General features: G+C 36.6%; 12 protein-coding genes. 7 read left to right on the top strand and 5 right to left on the bottom strand.

Annotation, left to right across the window (positions count from 1 at the left end; all coding sequences use genetic code 11):
• Window positions 1–325 precede the first annotated feature (325 nt).
• The 5 genes from ACO05S_RS08770 (at window position 326) to ACO05S_RS08750 (ending at window position 9657) form a co-directional block, all read left to right on the top strand.
• Window positions 326–2341 (top strand): TonB-dependent receptor, encoded by a 2016-nt coding sequence (locus ACO05S_RS08770; RefSeq protein ID WP_421921134.1) that lies wholly within the window; start codon window positions 326–328, stop codon window positions 2339–2341.
• Window positions 2338–3501 (top strand): DUF5074 domain-containing protein, encoded by a 1164-nt coding sequence (locus ACO05S_RS08765; RefSeq protein WP_421921133.1) that lies wholly within the window; start codon window positions 2338–2340, stop codon window positions 3499–3501. The genes ACO05S_RS08770 and ACO05S_RS08765 overlap by 4 nt, the downstream gene beginning before the upstream one ends.
• An 11-nt stretch (window positions 3502–3512) precedes the next feature.
• Window positions 3513–5228: a PKD-like domain-containing protein gene (locus ACO05S_RS08760; RefSeq protein WP_421921132.1), complete on the top strand. Its 1716-nt coding sequence runs from the start codon at window positions 3513–3515 to the stop codon at window positions 5226–5228.
• A gap of 228 nt (window positions 5229–5456) precedes the next feature.
• On the top strand, window positions 5457–7502 hold the full coding sequence (locus ACO05S_RS08755; protein WP_421921131.1) for a hypothetical protein: 2046 nt from the start codon (window positions 5457–5459) through the stop codon (window positions 7500–7502).
• Window positions 7503–7599: 97 nt separating this feature from the next.
• Window positions 7600–9657, top strand: coding sequence for a hypothetical protein (locus ACO05S_RS08750; protein WP_421921130.1), 2058 nt, complete (start codon window positions 7600–7602; stop codon window positions 9655–9657).
• A gap of 254 nt (window positions 9658–9911) precedes the next feature.
• Here ACO05S_RS08750 and ACO05S_RS08745 read toward each other — a convergent pair whose 3' ends face one another.
• From ACO05S_RS08745 to ACO05S_RS08725, 5 genes are all read right to left on the bottom strand, one after another.
• The gene (locus tag ACO05S_RS08745) at window positions 9912–10409 is read right to left on the bottom strand and encodes a TlpA family protein disulfide reductase (protein ID WP_421921129.1); all 498 of its coding nucleotides are present in this window, start codon (window positions 10407–10409) and stop codon (window positions 9912–9914) included.
• 28 nt (window positions 10410–10437) lie between these two features.
• The gene (locus ACO05S_RS08740; protein ID WP_421921128.1) at window positions 10438–11418 is read right to left on the bottom strand and encodes a hypothetical protein; all 981 of its coding nucleotides are present in this window, start codon (window positions 11416–11418) and stop codon (window positions 10438–10440) included.
• A gap of 805 nt (window positions 11419–12223) precedes the next feature.
• Window positions 12224–13783, bottom strand: a complete 1560-nt coding sequence (locus ACO05S_RS08735; RefSeq protein WP_421921127.1) for a M81 family metallopeptidase — start codon at window positions 13781–13783, stop codon at window positions 12224–12226.
• Between the two features lie 95 nt (window positions 13784–13878).
• Window positions 13879–14112, bottom strand: coding sequence for a zinc-ribbon domain-containing protein (locus tag ACO05S_RS08730; RefSeq protein ID WP_421921126.1), 234 nt, complete (start codon window positions 14110–14112; stop codon window positions 13879–13881).
• A 137-nt stretch (window positions 14113–14249) separates the two neighbouring features.
• Complete coding sequence (locus tag ACO05S_RS08725; RefSeq protein ID WP_421921125.1) at window positions 14250–15587, bottom strand: YihY/virulence factor BrkB family protein; 1338 nt, start codon at window positions 15585–15587, stop codon at window positions 14250–14252.
• A gap of 227 nt (window positions 15588–15814) precedes the next feature.
• Here ACO05S_RS08725 and ACO05S_RS08720 point away from each other — a divergent pair, with 227 nt between their 5' ends.
• Together ACO05S_RS08720 and ACO05S_RS08715 are read left to right on the top strand one after the other, a co-directional pair.
• Complete coding sequence (locus ACO05S_RS08720; protein WP_421921124.1) at window positions 15815–16498, top strand: response regulator transcription factor; 684 nt, start codon at window positions 15815–15817, stop codon at window positions 16496–16498.
• 21 nt (window positions 16499–16519) lie between these two features.
• Window positions 16520–17776, top strand: coding sequence for a sensor histidine kinase (locus ACO05S_RS08715; protein WP_421921123.1), 1257 nt, complete (start codon window positions 16520–16522; stop codon window positions 17774–17776).
• Window positions 17777–17797 lie beyond the last annotated feature (21 nt).

Genomic DNA, 17797 nt, shown 5'->3' with positions numbered 1-17797 from the left:
TGGACGATAATCAACTATAATATCAGGTTTTCACTGGCTTTTCATACATGCGTTAGAAAACATGACTGTTATCTGTAAAATCTATAATTTATTTAAGATGATTATGATTTGTAAAGAACAGGCATGTATACAAAACAAGCAAGCAATTCAAGCATAGGATTAATGCTAAAATCCTTTCCTACAGTTCATCTATCGATAATAGGCAGAACATGTATTCAAACATATCATTCTAAAAATGAAGCAAACAACCTCATTCCTAAAGGCTTAAACAACACAAGCCTAATCGTTAAACTAAAGATTCGCTCTATCTCTTTTAAATAAAACCATGAACAAATTCCTAAAAATTAGTTTGATTGCAATCTTTATTCTTAAGCTCAGTCATACAGCCACTTCGCAAACGAAAGTAGATACAAGCAAAGTATACAATCTTCATGAAGTTAATGTTGTCCGAGACAAAGTTCAGAATGAAATTATTCCTGTTCAAGTTTTATCAGGCAAGAAGCTTAAAAGTCTTAATGCTCACTCTGTTGCAGATGCTATCAGATATTTTTCCGGTATTCAAATAAAGGACTATGGTGGTATTGGTGGATTGAAAACCGTTAATGTTAGGAGTATGGGAAGTCATCATGTTGGTGTTTTTTATGATGGCATTCAAATTGGGAATGCTCAAAATGGCATTGTCGATCTTGGCAGGTTCTCTTTAGATAATATGGAAGCAATCTCCATTTACAATGGACAGAAAAGTGCTCTTTTCCAGCCTGCGAAAAACTATGCTTCAGCAAGTGCTTTATTCTTAAGAACCAAGACTCCGATCTTTAAGGATTCGAAAACAAATCATCTAAACGTAGGATTCAAAACCGGATCTTTTGACTTGTATAACCCGAGTGTGTTGTGGGAACACAAACTCAATGATAAAATAAGCTGTTCTTTCAACACTGAATATATGTATACATCCGGAAAATACAAATTTACCTATGCAAAAAAAGATGGATACAAAACCACTGAAACCAGAAAAAACGGCGATGTTAAAATGATACGTGTTGAAGGAAGTTTATTCGGTAAAATTAAGAGTGGAAACTGGAAAACAAAACTGTATCTATATGATTCAGAACGCGGATATCCAGGTGCTTCCGTCAGAGAAGAACCTGGTAAATTCAGACATCAGGACAGACAGTGGGACAATAATTTTTTTATTCAGGGATCCTTTAAGAAAAAGCTGACAACCAATTACAGCCTATTGTTGAATGCCAAATATGCTTATGACTATATGCACTATTTGTCAGATCCCAGATTAGATGTTTCTACCATGTATGTGAATAATCACTACAAACAACAAGAAGCATATTTCTCTGCTGCTCAACTCTACAGTGTAAATGATTTGTGGAGTGTTTCTCTGGCAAGCGATATACAATACAATACCCTTGATGCCGATTTAATCAATTTTGTCTACCCTGAAAGATATACCTACTTGAATGCTCTGGCCAGTTCTATCTGTTTTACAAGATTAAAAGTTCAAGGAAGTTTACTACATACAAGGGTTATAAATTCAACAAAAGTTGAGGGGGGAAAAGCGAAAAACATGAGTGAATTTACTCCAACGCTAGTATTCTCCTATCAACCTTTCTCTGAAAACAATTTTCATATTCGAGCTTTTTACAAACGAGTTTTCAGATTGCCCACATTTAATGATTTGTACTACACTTTTATCGGGAATAAAAATCTGAATCCGGAATTTACCACACAGTATAACATTGGAGCAACCTATCATAAGTTATTCGAATCAGGATTGATAAAAAGCATTAAACTTAAAGTAGATGCCTACTACAACGAGGTAGAAGATAAAATCATTGCCATGCCCACCTCAAATCAATTTAGATGGACAATGATTAATCTGGGAGAAGTTGAAATTAGGGGCATTGATGCTTCTATTTCTACAATGTTCAAGTTCAGAGATGTTTCTATAAATACACTATTAAATTATACCTATCAAAAAGCACAAGACTTTACAGATAGAAGCAGTGAGTGGTACGGTGGGCAAATTCCTTACATCCCTTGGCACAGTGGATCGGTAGTTTCTAACATTAGTCATAAAGGTTGGGGGCTAAACTATAGCTTCATCTATACAGGTGAAAGATATGAAGCTGTTGCAAATATAAAAGAAAATTATGCTCAGCCATGGTACACTCATGATCTGTCCATTTCTAAAGAGATCCAATTCAGTAAATATTCTTTACGATTAACCGGAGAAGTAAACAATTTACTAGACCAACAATATGAGGTGGTTCAGTGTTATCCAATGCCAGGAACCAATGTCAAACTTAAATTCAATCTTATCTTATGAGAAAAGCCTATACAAAATTTTCTATTTTGTTGCTAATGGTGGCAGTATTTCTTGCATCCTGCCGAAAGGACGAAGAGATAATTAGCCCAACCGAAACTGAAATCACTACACCCGAAGAGTCTGGTCCCATAAAAGGCTTTTTCCTCTTAAACGAAGGAAATATGGGGAGCAATAAAGCAACATTGGATTACTTCGATTATGAAACCGGAAAATACCACAAAAATATATATGCGGATAGAAATCCAGGTGTAGCAAGAGAACTTGGTGATGTAGGCAACGACATTCAAATTTATGGAGACAAGTTATACGCCATTATCAACTGTTCGCATTTTGTTGAGGTAATGGATGTACGTAGCGTGAAGCATATCAAAGCTGTATCCATTCCCAATTGTCGTTATATCACTTTTAAAGGTAAATATGCCTATGTTAGCTCTTATGCCGGCCCTGTAAAAATTGATCCCAATGCTCGTCTTGGGTATGTTGCCAAAATGGATACTACCAACCTAACGGTTCTTGATACCTGCGTGGTGGGATATCAACCAGACGAAATGGTAATTGTTGGTAATAAACTGTACGTAGCCAATTCTGGCGGCTACAGGGTTCCCAACTACGACAGCACAGTTTCAGTAATTGATTTAGATAGCTTTAAGGAGATCAAGAAAATTGAGGTTGGCATTAACCTACACCGATTGGAACTCGACAAGTATGGCAACATCTGGGTGTCATCACGCGGTGACTATTACGATACTCCTTCAAAAACCTTTGTAATCGATTCGCATACGGATATCGTTACTGATAAATTCGATTTGTTACCCAATAGCAACATGACTCTCTGTGGTGATTCCCTTTACATTTACAGCACAGAGTGGAGCTACCTAACAAACAGCAATACCATAACTTATGCCATTATGAATGTTAAAAGCAAACGTGTTGTCACACGAAACTTTATTAAAGACGGAACCGACAAAAAAATTAAAATACCATATGGCCTTATGGTGAATCCTGAAAGTGGTGAATTCTTCGTTACAGATGCCAAAGACTATGTGACACCAGGAACACTCCACTGTTTTACCAGTGACGGAATTAGAAAATGGTCTGTAACCACCGGCGATATTCCTGCTCACATGGTATTCACCCATAAAGCAGTAATAAACAACTAAATTTTTAAATAATGAAAACAACAATTCTAAAGGGCGTGCTATTGCTACTATGTGGCATGGTACTTTGTTTGCACTCATGTAGTGATGATGACGATGTGGAAATATTAGCTCCTACCATTGGATTGGAGGGAGATAGTGTAAGCTTTAAGGTTAAAATAGGGAAAACCTTAAACATTTCACCTTTCTACAAATTTGCTGAAGATGCGGTATTTGCATGGAAAATTGACGGAAAAATTGTGAGTACTTCTCCAACTCTTGAATACGAAGCCGAAGAGCTTGGAGATAAGTTCTTAACACTGGATGTGGTGAACAGTGTGGGATCAGCATTCCTGGAAATGAAAATTGCTGTAGTGGATCTTGTTTTACCACAGATTTCTATCAACATTCCTAAAAATGGTTTCACCATTGTAAAAGGATCTAATTTAGATTTAAAACCGAATGTCGAAAATGGTGATCAATCAACTTATTCATGGACAATTGATGGACAAGAAAAGGCAACTAGCAAAGATTATTCATTTTCTTCAACTGAGCTTGGTGAATTTAAACTAACCATTAAGGCTACCAATGAGGATGGATCTGATCAGCTAAGTATTCCAATTAAGGTATGCAATGCTGAAGATTTGCCTTTCTCCTGGGTATTCGATCAAACTGAATACAATATGTCATCTGGCAGAACTATCAGGCTAATGGCTTATGATATTAGCAATGCTCTAGGTGGTGAGTTTATTTGGACCGTGGATGGTGAAGAAAAACAAAAAGGTGATCAGGAATGGTACGCTTTCTCTAGCAGCGAACAAGGTAAACACTCCGTTTCTGTTAGCATGAAAAACGACTATGCACAAGTTACGCAAAACCTTATCGTTAATGTTTGTGCTCCTGAAGGAACTTATAAACGAAAAGCTTCTTCGGCAAATTCCAAAAATTGGAACCAAGTATATAGCTTTTTACCAGCTCCCGGACAGTTTGTAAACGAACATTATACTGTGTATACAAATGAAGAAGCTGCACAATATGCTGAGGATCGATTAGAAAAAAATGCATATGTTTCGTTAGGCGGATTTGGAGGTAGCATTGTTGTAGGTTTCGATCACAGTATTGAAAACGACGGGGACTACAATATCCAAATCAAAGGAAATTCATTCAAAGGATCTTCTGAGCCTGGAATTGTATGGGTAATGCAGGATGAGAATGGTGATGGACTACCAAACGACACTTGGTATGAATTGAAAGGATCTGATACAGAAAACAGTACAACGATTAAAGACTATGCAGTAACCTATTACAGACCAAAAAACCCAGGATTACCAGTGCAATGGACCGACAATCAAGGAATGTCCGGATGCATCGATTACCTGGGCGCTTGGCACAATCAAGATTATTACTATCCTCTTTGGGTTGAAGCTGACACCTATACGTTAAGAGGTACTCGTCTTAAATCAAGAACCAAAGAAACTTCTCCGGGATACTGGCACAACGAAGAGTTTGAGTGGGGATATGTAGATAATTTTAGCTCTATTGACAGATTAACTGATGATATTAATTACAGTGCTGCAGCAAATGGCAATCACTTTAAGATTAGCAATGCCATTAAATACGATGGTTCACCCGCAAATTTAGAATATATCGATTTTGTTAAAGTTGTTGGAGGTTTAAACATTAAGGCTGGTTGGCTTGGTGAAAATTCTACAGAAGTATTTGGTTTTATAGATTTTAACCTGATTAAGTAAAAACAAATCCATAAACCGACCTGTACTGGTTTACAACGAAGCATTCAAATGATAGATTTTAATAAATACTGAAATACATCCAATTCTTGAAAACCTTCGAGACCAGCTGACAATGTAAAATTTAAAACAGATGAAACGAGCATGATTAAAACAATTATTGCACACACGATAATGATTATTTTGATCTTGCAGCTTCCATCTGTCAAATCAAGAGAAATTATAAAACAGATGAAAACAATTATAAATAGATTTTTATTAATCTTCTTAACAACCACCCTACTCTTAGGCTGCTCTGATGAAGATAATCCATTTAAAGGAGATAATGCTCATGTCATTTCTTTTGCATTAACCGTAGATGGTGTAAAATATCCGGCTTCAATAGCCAAAGATGAAATCATCATCACTGTACCGCAAAATATTAACTTATCTGCAGCCAATGCTGATTACACTCTAAGTGAAAATGCTAGTCTTCAACCAGATCCTAAAACCGTAAACAACTGGAACGAAGAACAAATCTTTAGAGTAAATGCCTGGAACAATGAATTTGCAAGTTACAAGTATACTGTACACAGAACTGATGTGGTTGATCCTGATAATGTGGTTTTATTAACCCAAGCCGATCTGGTAGAGTTTGCCAAAAAAGGGATCACTAAAATCAATGGTAACTTGATTATTGGCCACACAACCACTCCTTCTGTTGAGTTTGATACCATTAAAGACCTTACGCCCCTTAGCGAGCTTACTACTGTTGATTTAAACATTGTAATAAACAGTTCGGCTACATCCGCTAATTTTGGAGGATTAAGCAATATCAACTATGCAGGCGGCATCTACTTAGGTTCAATTAAAGAGCAAGCTAATGCAATTAAAGTATCCGATTTGGAATTTTACAACTTAGAACAGGTAAATCAATTGATAATTAATTCTGATAGCATTCAATCTTTGTCCTTTCCAAAACTGAACAAAGCTAACGAGATCTATATCAACTCAAAAGAACTAAAAAGCATAAACTTCTCTTCTTTAGAGGAATGTACAGCCGATTTTAGTTTGAAAGCAGTTCGCAATAAAAACTACCAAGAGATCAATTCAAATACATCTCTTAGAGCAATCAAGCTGCCTGAACTAAACCATGTAGGAGGAAAGCTGTGGATTGAGAACTTCTGGGAAGTGAAAGAGTTGAATTTATCCAAGCTAAAAAAGACAGGTGGCGATTTGCAATTGCAGTATATCAGATCAATACCGAAAATCGATTTGCCTGAACTTACTTCAGTAGGCAATCTCCTAAACATTAAAAACAATGACGGAATGACTGAGTTTTACGCTCGAAAGCTAGATTCCGCTTCTTCTGTTTACATTTCAAGTTTAAACATATTTAGTTTAAACCTGACAAGCATCAACTTGCCGGCCTTGCGCACAATCGAGGAAGATTTTACCATTCGTTTTGCTTCTTCAATAAAACTTGAATTTCCAGAATTAAATTGTATTAAAGGAGAACTGTCAATCGAATCTACTCCGTTTTTGGAAAGTATTTCGTTACCGAATTTAAATACTTGCAACAGCATAGCGCTGTTAGGAACCAAAAGCCTTTCAAGTTTCGAAAATCCTAACATAACAAACCTGAGTAACTTAAAGCTTGTGGAATGTAGTAAACTAAGCGTGTTTAAAACACCTCCGGTATTAAGTGGAGACGTAAACATTGATTTCCGCAGAAAAACTTATGATTTCCCAACACTTAAAGATCTTGAAGAGATTAAAGGTGTTCTGGATATCAGATCATGTTATGCGAAAACGATAAAAATTGATGGAATTAAAAAGATCAATAAATTATACATCAACAATACAAACAAATTTGAATTGGTAAACCTCTTAAGCTTAGAAGAAATTGATGAAGATCTTGAAATTATCAGTCTTCAAAATCTTACAAGTTTGTCAGCTCCTGACTTAACAACCGTAGGTAACAACTTCTCCATTAAAGGGTGTACGCTTTTAACAGATATCAAATTACCCAAACTAACAAATATTAACGGACAATTAAATTTCTTTGGTGGAAACAACAAATGGCAAGCATCCAGAAGTATTATTGAAAACATGGATGCTTTCTCAGCATTAAGCAATGCAGGCAGCGTAGAAATAAAATTTGCCGGAAAATTAAAAGATTTTTCAGGCTTAAAAAATGTGATCGGGTCGTTAACAGCAGACAAGTGGACTGTTCAGGATTGTTTGTATAATCCTGATTATACAGATATGAAAGACGGTAAATACAGCAACAATTAAGTCGGAACAGAAGAGATTAAAATGGTGAAATGATTCGTACAAAACCTATTATTTCACTCATCCATCTTCTATTAGTTTTAATAAGAAATCATACAAAATGAAGAATAAAATCATAATGGCCGCATTGGGCCTTTTCATCGGTCTTTGCAGTTGTAGCGATGACGATAGTCCTTTCGAAGGAACAGACAATTATATCAGCTTTTTTCAGTTGGTAAAAGATGGCACACAATACGATGCTTTAATTACAGGCGATAGCATTACCATTGAAATTAACGCAAATGTAGATTTAAGCAATGCCAAAGCAGAATATCAAATCTCCGAACTATCAGAAATCACGCCAGATCCTAAAACCATAAGCGATTGGGATAAAACGCTTGATTTCAAGGTAAAATCTTACAACAACGAAGAAAAAACCTATTATTTTTCCCTAATTAAAAACCAAATAAGCAGCAATGGCGACGTGAGCCTATTAACACAAGCCGATGTTGATGCTTTTGCAAGTAAAGGTGTCACAATAATTGATGGTAATCTTATTATTGACGATGTTGAAAACCTTGATGCACTGAATAACATTACAGAAGTATCGAAAAACATTGTAATTAAAGATTCTTTTGGCTTGGATCAGTTCAATGCACTTAAAAAGCTCAAAAAAGCCGGAAACATCTATTTTGGAAACCAAGACAAAGCTTTCAATCCCAAGCAAAAAGTCGAGATTCAATTTGAATCATTAGCTTCAGTTGGTAAAGTATATGTAAATACTGCAAAAGTGAGTAGTGTTGATTTTCCAAAACTTGAAAATGCATATGCTGTTACCATTAACTCAGACTCTATCGAATCCATTGTACTTTCATCTCTAAATAACATTTATGGAAATTTTAGTATTCAATCAGAAAAAAATGAAGCCGTTGCAGGATCAAACAATGTGCTGAAAAAACTTGAGTTAAGCAAGCTTACATCGGTACTTGGTTCAGTCTCTTTTACTCATCTGAAAACAAATGAAGAAATAGATTTATCAAAACTGACTAGCATTGGTGGCAATTTAAAACTAAGCTCTCTTACACAATTAAATAATCTAAAACTTGATGAGCTAAAAAATGTTAATCAAGTTAATTTAAAAGGCCTTGATTCATTACTTAGCTTAAATTTGCCAAAACTAACACATGCCAACTCAATTGTTTTTAATGTTGGCTCGAATGGGATTCTTGAAGAATTGTACCTTCCCGAACTTACAACAGTAAACAATAATTTAGATCTAATTGGCCTTATTGCTTTGCTTAAAGTGGAATTGCCAAAATTAACGAGCACAGGTTCTCTTAAGATTTCGGGTACTTGGGACACAGCATTTGTTAAAGAGATAAAATGTCCTGAACTTACAAATATTGGTACGGAACTCTATATTTCTAACGTGGCTGCTGAAGAGATTGCTTTTCCAAAACTTAGCGCTTGCCCAATGATAGAATATAGTAAAATCGCAGAAACTAAAAGTCTTGACTTTTCAAAAATCTCAGATCTTGAAAGTATTGAATTAGGAGGTGCTTATGCGTTGGAGAACTTAAATTTACCAAAAAGCCTAAACACACTCATTTTGAATGGATATAAATCAGCAACTGCATTCCCAACTCTTCAGGGAATAGAAACAATATCCGGAGAGCTAAAGGTATCACAATACAATCTGCCCAAGATTACCATTGAGTCGGTAAAAGACTTAAATGCATATTCTCAAACCTCTGGTTCTGATCAAACCGAATTGGAATTTACCGATTTGGAAAGCATTGGTGAATTAAAAATAGGACTGGTTGATTTGATCAGTATAAAAGCACCAAAGCTCAAAAAAATGGACCGATTCAACCTGATGGTCCCATGGGCTTTGAAAACCCTCGAATGGCCACTTTTAACCGAAATTTCAAGTGAACTGAAGATAAAAGGAGCCAATTGGACAGGAGCAGCCTCCAGATGCCCTATAACAGATCTTAATGCATTTACTACTGTTACAAAAATTGGAAGAGTAGAGATTATCAACTGTGCCAACCTAAACGATTTTTCAGGTCTGCAGAATGCAGTAGCCTCTCTATCCGAAGAAAATTGGAAAGTAAAAAGCTGTAAATACAACCCAACTTTCCAAAATATGAAAGACGGTGAGTTTATTGGCGAATAATTAAAACAAGGATATCTAAACCATTACTTCCCCTTGCATTCATCCTGCAAGGGGTTTTTTATTTGTCATGATCGAAAAGAGTTCCTGTGTTTCGTTTCTATTCCAAGAAAACACAAAAAAAAGCACCATCCCCTAAGTCATGCTCTGACTATTACCAAGCTGTAAATGTCAGGGTATGACTCGAAAAACACTACCTGCAAACTGCGCCAATCTGCAAGAAAAATAGCATGCACATATTTTAACCAAGTCCCTTTTCAATTCAACAACTCCACCACCTCATCATAAGCATGCGGAAGCTTCTTTTCCAGGATCTTCTTATCCCGATTCACAAGAAAAAAAACAGGAATTCCTCCTGTGTAGATCTTATCATCAGGAAAATTAGAAGTGAGAAACTGCCTAATCCCTAGCGATTGGAATTTGCCTTTATCGGGACCAATAAAATCCAGAAAATAAGAACTATTGCTTAAAGCACTGGCGGCTACCAATGAGTCTACCTCTGCCCTGTTTTTGCTAACCGCAATCAGCACCAGCTGATAATCTTCTGTATTGATATCGTGCATAAGCTTGGGCAAGGTTTGCTCTAAACTTTTGCGGCAACCGCTGCACCAAGTAGTATAGATGTAAACCAGTGTTTTGTCTTTCTGTGATACGATTTCGGCGAATTGCTCCGAATCGATGATTCTATTCTCATCAACAGGATTACTGCAAGAAAAAGCAATAATCGAAATGGTAAGGGCGAGCAGGAATTTCATGGCAATATGGGTATTATGAATTTCGCTTTCAAAAATTACGAATTGTTTTCATTTTCATCACCACATCCAGCCTGCAAAGCTTATCCTTTACAATCATCACTTCTTTTGTCACACTTTCATAGTTCTTGCAGGTAAACACCAAACTATGCCGGCCTGCGCTTAGGTTTTTGATAAAAAAGTTACCCTTTGCACCTCGTTTCACCATGGTTTTTTTATTGTCTATCGTTAGTCTTGGCCGATGCACAGGAACACCCCGATCATCCTTAATCGTTCCTACCAAACTGATTTTTCGTCTGGGGATCTTTTCATATCTCAATACATTTTCCACATCAAAAAGCAAGTCGGAGTCGGTGCTTGCATACTTGCCCTTTACATAGGGCACGATTACATGATTCAGCAAATTTTGGTATTGCTTTAATCTATCCTGTATACTCTCGCCTGTTGCTTTCAGTTCTTTCTTTCGCCATTTCGGATCATCCAATAATTTATCGAAGGTGGCTATGCTGTTCTTCAATTCCTGTTCCCAAAAATCCCCAACCATAGCCTTCTCACTCTCCTCAGGATATTCCTCGATAATTTTCTGCAGGCTTACCGAACTTGATAATAGATTATTTCCGGAATACTTGTAAAGCTGGTTTTTTCCATATCCTTTTAAGCAAGCAAAAGGTACAAAATGATAAAAGTTACCATAGCTTTTTAACAAACAAGCCACCTGAAAACAATGCGACTCTAATTGCTCACGACTTTTCTGCTTGTCGAAAGCCATTTTACCCTTGTTTTGATATTGCATCTGATTCAACTCTTCCAGTTCATTCACCAAAGCATGCAGTTTTTGGTAAGCCTCCTGATAGAAAGGATCGCTTTGTAATATTGCACTATGTGCGCTAAACTCTTGCAATCGTATGGCTTGTTTGAATATGCGTTTTTGGGCTTTGTTCATAAGTCTGATATCTGTATCGGGTTTATCCTGATTTAAAGTATTGTCTTCTCTTAAAAGATCTTTACACAAGCAGTAAAGTTATATACCATTTTTATTAATTAAGATACTTGCGTAGATTTTTCTTTAACTATCGCTTATCTATAATCGTGGATCGTTAACCAAACAGAGGCTTTCGCATAACATTGTTTAGACTTCGTACACTCCTCAAATACTTTCGAACTACAATGCTTTACTTTCGATTTATCATTATCAACCTTCCTTAATCAAATTTATGCCTGTTTTCTTTTCTTATAATGAATTGTGATACCTTTTAACATTGTAATTTTAAATTTTACAATTATTTATAAAACACACACCATCATTTTAGCATCATCTACTTCTAAAAGCAACAAATTCGTTAGTGATTTAACTTTCTTTACATCACTTTACTAAAATAACAAAAAGTTTTTTAGGATTGTACAAATGATTTATACTTTTATCAATGATATTTCCTCTGGTTTATGATTGATTTCTTTTCTGTTTAGCATGTAAACACAAGCACACAATAAGGCACAAAAAAAGACGCACTGCCGTGCGCCTATACCTAATAACGTGAATTCGACGTAAAATTCGTTCACAGTTTGATCTGATTTTGAGTAGAAATTTTCTCAAATTTTCGAAGGAATATCGGGATATTTCAAGAAGATTTGAGGAAATTTATGCCGAAAGCAGGCAAACACATAATGGAAAGTTCTCTTTACGACATCTTCACATTAAAAATTCCTCAAAATAGCACGCTATTCTTTCCAAATTTTTAATGCAAATCTATCCCAAATAGAACTTTCTGTGGATAGAATTTTACGTCGAACTCGCGTTAATAGGTAACTGTTGTGTTTTATTCGTTCGCCAATGGAATCATGCGAGCCGACAGGTCGGGATCTTCCATATCAGCATCGAATGGGAACATCGGGCGTTGTATGCGTTTGTGCCCCAAGCGAATTAAATCCTGATCAACACCTCCTGGAGTAAGGGCCATCAGCCAATCACCACGCATCTTGTACAGTTCTGGCACCAAATAGCCGATTTTCACCATTACAATATCCGTCTTACGCGGATTCAATCCCAAATTGGTAAAATCAGCTTCGTGATGGTATGGCTTACGAATTTTTGTAACAATTACATGCATGCTTCCTACTTTCACCACCACTTCGGTTTCGGCATGTTTATCGCCATGTCTTATTTTTTCAATCTTTCCTTTCAGCAAAACTGGCCCCGAGTAACGTGAATCAACATTTGCACCGGCCTCTGCCTCAATCATCGCGCCTTCTCCCAATTTCACAGCCTTCTCAACGAATTTTGGTCCTGGAATTGAAGCATAAATTAAGCTAGGCCCATTTGCCTTTTTAAACTCCGGTCTTTTTAAAAGCTCGGCAAGTGTCCAGGTCACATCACCGGCACCTCCTGCTGTTGGGTTATCGCCCATATCACTAATGATAAAAGGCTTTTTATCGCTATTAATGGCTGCATGTAAACTTTCATCCAAACTGGCTACCGGAGCTACAAACTCGAATTGTTTTCGCACATCCCAAAAGCTTTTTGCAAGGTATTCGGCTGCTTTGGCCACTTCCTCCTTGTTATCGCCATAGGCAGTAACTGTTGCAATGTTTCGTGGTGCATCGCCCCATGCATAGCCTACCCATATTGCAGCGTCAATCACGCCTTCCTGTTTGCTTAGCGGATCAACTTTAGCATACAGACTTTTGCCCGGTTCAATGCGAGTACTGGTTTTTTCGCCGGGCAATAGCACCGGAACCGGAATCCATGCCTTGTATTTAGGTTTGCCTTTTCCGCTCTCTAGTCGATCTACAAGATTCTGAACGGCTCTTCTTCTGGTCTCCATGGCATCTTCGTGTGGAGCCAAACGGAAACAGGTTATTAAATCGGTTTGTTTTACCAACTCTTTGGTTACATTCCCATGCAAATCCATGCTGGTTGAAATCAAGCAGTCGGTTCCTACAACCTGTCTAATTCTGCTAATCAGATCCCCTTCCGGATCATCCATTCCCTCAACGCTGCTTGCGCCATGAATATCTAAAAACATGCCATCAAACGGACCGTTCACCTTAAGTTTTTCCAATATCTCTTTCACGAAGCTTTCGTAAGTTTCTTTGGTAACTACTCCGCCAGGAATGGCACGAGCCCTTAAGGTTGGCACCCAATTGGCTTGTTTTCTTAGTGTAGAGTCTACACCAAAAAACGGATAATAATCGAAAATCTCATCTCCTCTTAATTGCTTAAAGGCTTTAGCCTCGCTCTTGGCAGGCGAAAAAGTACTGCATTCAATCCAGAATCCTGCAATAGCAATTTTAGGCAGTTCTTTCTTCTCTTTCTTCGCACATGATGAAATCAATAATATACACAAGGCAAAGATGGCGATAACAGTTTTGTTGTTCATTTAGTTGAAATTTAGGTACTCAGACTTGGCTTTTGGGATACCTTAATATCTCAATCCTAGGATAAACCAGTAATTATTAATTGGGAATTGAGTAATTACCTCAATCTTTCATATTCCTCTTTCTCCAACTGCCTTCCATTTTTGCAAATCGGACAATAATAGATGTACCTCGTTTTTATTGGGAAAACCGAGATAAAAAACAAACTGGCATAGGTAGCATTCTTTTCCAAAATCCAGTGAGTTGTATTGTTGCAATTGTAGCAGTGTTCCTGCTGAAATGATTGACGTTGTTCTATTACTTTATCGTTGGCTCCAAAGATGAAAATCATATTTTTAGTATTGAGTAGCGAGATTATAGTATCAAGACTATAACTGCTAATATTAATTTACACTATATTCTTTCTATTTTGCTCACATAATCACATCATACTTTTCTTGATACTTGATACTTGTGTCTTGATACATTCTAAATGTCCTTCAACAAAATCTCTCTTCCCTCAACCGAGAAAGATTTCCTGTACTCTGCCACAATCAGTTTTAAATCGGCATACACTTCGGTTTCCAGAACCGGAATCTTATCAGATCCCCATTTCTCCAATAAATCAATCACCTTACTAACGGTCATTTCATTAATGTCGAAGGCAGGCTGATAGGCCATTTGTTTATCTTTCTCGGTGGTTAGCTCCGAAATCAGACCGGCACTAAGCAGATTGAATAATATCTCTCGCACCAAGCGAATTGGCATTTCCAACTGGTGAGATATTTCCTGAGAACACAAGGGCTTTTTGTCTTGTTTGAAATTTTGCACAATCAAATTCAAAACATACAAACTCAATAAACGCTTGTAATCGTAGGATATCTCTGTCGTTTCGGCTTCGTACTCGTAATTTTCCACATTCTGCTCGGCAAAGGATATTTCTGCTCCAAACAAAACCACCAGCCAACTCAATTGCAACCACATTAAGAACAATGGCAGGGCAGCAAAACTACCGTAAACAGCATTGTAGGTGGTTACCATTCCCTGAAACTCGATGTACAAGACCTGGAATATTTGATAAATGGTTCCGGCAATAATCCCAGCTATTAATCCCGATTTGAACTTTACATGCGTATTAGGCATGAATGTATAAAGCAGAGTAAACAGCACCCACACCAAAAAGAAAGGCGCTAAATTGATCAGGAAGGTAAGAAAAGGGCCTACGGTTTCCATCAAGCCACTCCCCTGTGTAATTTGTTGAATCATGGTTTTCAAAACAACGGTAGCACCACTGGAACCAATCAAAAGTATTGGGGCAAATATCATTAGTGCAGTATAATCGCTAAACTTTCGTCCCCAGGTTCTTGGCTTTTTAATTCGCCAAACATCGTTAAACGATTCCTCGATATTGCTTAAAACCTTTACCACCGACCAGAATAGGATTACAAATCCTAATCCGGCAATCAGCGATCCTTTGGTATTCTCGAGCATTTTATTGGCAAACTCAATCAGCCAGGTTAAAACCTCTTGCTGACCAGCCAAATTAGCTTTCAATTCCGCTTCCAGTTTTCCTTCCAAATCGAATCCTTTGGCAATTCCAAAACCCATTGCCAAAACCGGAACTACCGAAAGCAATGAGTAAAATGTTAAGGCCGAAGCTCTCAACTGGCATTTGTCCTCATAAAATCCTTTCACTGCCAACAGGTAAATTCGCAATTGCCTGATCAGAAAATAACGGTGTCCCGATAAATCTTTCAAACGCATGTTCCACACTCCCCTACTCAGGAAGTTCATTGTAATATCAAAATATTCGCGAATTTTGCCCATCCGTATTGTTTTTTATGAATAGCTTATGATTCGAAATTACTTAAAAATGTAAAAAAAAACTTGATCGTTAAAATATTCTTTGCTTTTCGTAAGTTTGTTATTTGATATAATCTGAACAGAGATTCAAAAATGAAACGGGCACGATCAGAATAATTATTACACACAAGCGGCAATGATTATTTTAATCTTGCGGCTTCCATTCGGCAAATGGAGTAAATTTTAAACGAATGAAAAAAGAAATCCTAATAATCGAAGATGATTTAAGTTTACAAAAAACCATTGTTGAGTTTCTTGAAAATTCAGGATTTGTATGCACAAAAGCCACAACGATTTCGATGGCTAAGGAGATATTCGAAAAGAAATTCTTTCCAATTATTCTTCTGGATCTAGGATTGCCCGATGGCGACGGACTTGATTGTATCTCTTTTATCAAATCCAATTGGGATGATACCGGAGTTATTATTATTTCTGCCAGGGAAAAACTGGAAGATCGTGTAGATGGATTAAATCTGGGTGCCGATGATTATCTGGTAAAACCGTTTCACTTATCGGAGCTAAACGCTAGAATTAATGCTCTGTTACGTCGTAATTTCCACACCGATAAAATCAATATTATTTTTGAAAACATTGAAATTGAAACACAAAATAGATCGGTAAAAATTAATGGAAAGAATGTAGATCTTAGCAAAAAGGAATATGATCTCTTGCTTTATTTTATTGAAAGTGAAAACAGAGTGTTAACCAAAGAGAGTTTATTTGAACATGTGTGGGGAGAAAATTCAGTTTTTATGGATAATTCTGACTTTATCTATACTCACATTAATCGCTTGCGAAAAAAATTGAAAAAATACACTGGTAAAAACTACATTAAAACCGTTCATGGCTTCGGCTACAAAATTGAAATTCATTAAACATGAAACCAGCATAAAAAGATGAAACTTCTAAGCAAAATTAACCGCACCTACCTAAGATATGGCATTCTTGTCTTTTTAATTGCCGACCTTGTTATCATCTTACTAAGCAATATCATTCTAAAAGAAGAGATTGATCAACAACTGCTAATGGAGGCTGAGGTAATTGCAGAAACCATAGAAGAAAAAGGTACTTTTTTAAGCGTTTACCCTACTGATATTGCTGAAGAGATTTCTTTTTCCGATATCAAAAATGAAACAACAAAAGACACATTAATCTATGATCCCAAAGAAGATGAACTTGTTCCTTTTAGAGAACTAATTACATACAAATCAATCAAGGAAAAAAATTATCAAATTATAACTCGCCAAATGCTAATGGAATTTGATGATATTTTTGCCTTATTCACAGCGCTTATCACTACCATCCTGGGATTAATATTTATACTTGTTCTTCTCTTTACTCAAAAAATGAATGCCATTCTTTGGAGAACCTTTAATAAAAATGTGGAGTTGTTAAAAGAATATTCATTTGCCAACAATAAACAATTGAAGCTAAATGATACAGGTATTAATGAGTTTGATGATCTGAACCAAGTGATCACAAAAATGTCGGATCGATTGGAAAAAGATTATAAAGCATCGAAAGACTTTTCGGCCAATGCTGCTCATGAACTCCAAACTCCATTGGCAATTGTTAGAAACAAGTGTGAAAATCTTTTTTCGAAAACTGATTTGGATGATGATACAATTCAGTCTATACGAGAAATATATCTTTCAACCGACCGATTATCGGGAATTACAAAAGCTCTTCTGCTTCTGGCTAAAATTGATCACGGACAGTTCAACGAAACTGAAGAAATTGTCATGCTGGATCTCTTTCGCTTGCGAGTGAATCATTTGGAAGATATCCTTCAGGATCGGAACCTTAGTGCAGATATTCAATACTCCGGCTCGTGTCGAATGAAAATGGATAAGCGACTTGCCAGTCTACTGATCCAGAACATTACAAGCAATGCGGTTAATCACAGTCCTGCCAGCAAAATTATTGAAATAAAATTATTCAAAACACAATTCAGTATTTCAAACTTTGGTGAAACACCAATAAAAGAACCCAATTTGATATTTAAACGCTTTTATAAAGAAAGCAAAAGCAATAACTCCACTGGCATTGGATTGGCAATTGTAAAAAAGATTGCAGATCATTATGGGATGAAAATTGAATACTCTTTTAAGGATTTTAAACACACTTTTACCTTCATGTTACCTAATTGTTAGGTTTTTGTTAGATCTGCTGCT

The sequence above is a fragment of the Marinifilum sp. genome, assembly GCF_965230805.1.
Classification (GTDB): domain Bacteria; phylum Bacteroidota; class Bacteroidia; order Bacteroidales; family Marinifilaceae; genus Marinifilum.
This window is presented reverse-complemented; position numbering and strand designations above follow the sequence as displayed.

What these genes read in the sequence shown, in the direction of transcription:
- ACO05S_RS08770 (WP_421921134.1), top strand. Translation starts at nt 326, where the DNA reads ATGAACAAATTCCTAAAAATTAGTTTGATTGCAATCTTTATTCTTAAG.
- ACO05S_RS08765 (WP_421921133.1), top strand. Translation starts at nt 2,338, where the DNA reads ATGAGAAAAGCCTATACAAAATTTTCTATTTTGTTGCTAATGGTGGCA.
- ACO05S_RS08760 (WP_421921132.1), top strand. Translation starts at nt 3,513, where the DNA reads ATGAAAACAACAATTCTAAAGGGCGTGCTATTGCTACTATGTGGCATG.
- ACO05S_RS08755 (WP_421921131.1), top strand. Translation starts at nt 5,457, where the DNA reads ATGAAAACAATTATAAATAGATTTTTATTAATCTTCTTAACAACCACC.
- ACO05S_RS08750 (WP_421921130.1), top strand. Translation starts at nt 7,600, where the DNA reads ATGAAGAATAAAATCATAATGGCCGCATTGGGCCTTTTCATCGGTCTT.
- ACO05S_RS08745 (WP_421921129.1), bottom strand. Translation starts at nt 10,409, where the DNA reads ATGAAATTCCTGCTCGCCCTTACCATTTCGATTATTGCTTTTTCTTGC.
- ACO05S_RS08735 (WP_421921127.1), bottom strand. Translation starts at nt 13,783, where the DNA reads ATGAACAACAAAACTGTTATCGCCATCTTTGCCTTGTGTATATTATTG.
- ACO05S_RS08730 (WP_421921126.1), bottom strand. Translation starts at nt 14,112, where the DNA reads ATGATTTTCATCTTTGGAGCCAACGATAAAGTAATAGAACAACGTCAA.
- ACO05S_RS08725 (WP_421921125.1), bottom strand. Translation starts at nt 15,587, where the DNA reads ATGGGCAAAATTCGCGAATATTTTGATATTACAATGAACTTCCTGAGT.
- ACO05S_RS08720 (WP_421921124.1), top strand. Translation starts at nt 15,815, where the DNA reads ATGAAAAAAGAAATCCTAATAATCGAAGATGATTTAAGTTTACAAAAA.
- ACO05S_RS08715 (WP_421921123.1), top strand. Translation starts at nt 16,520, where the DNA reads ATGAAACTTCTAAGCAAAATTAACCGCACCTACCTAAGATATGGCATT.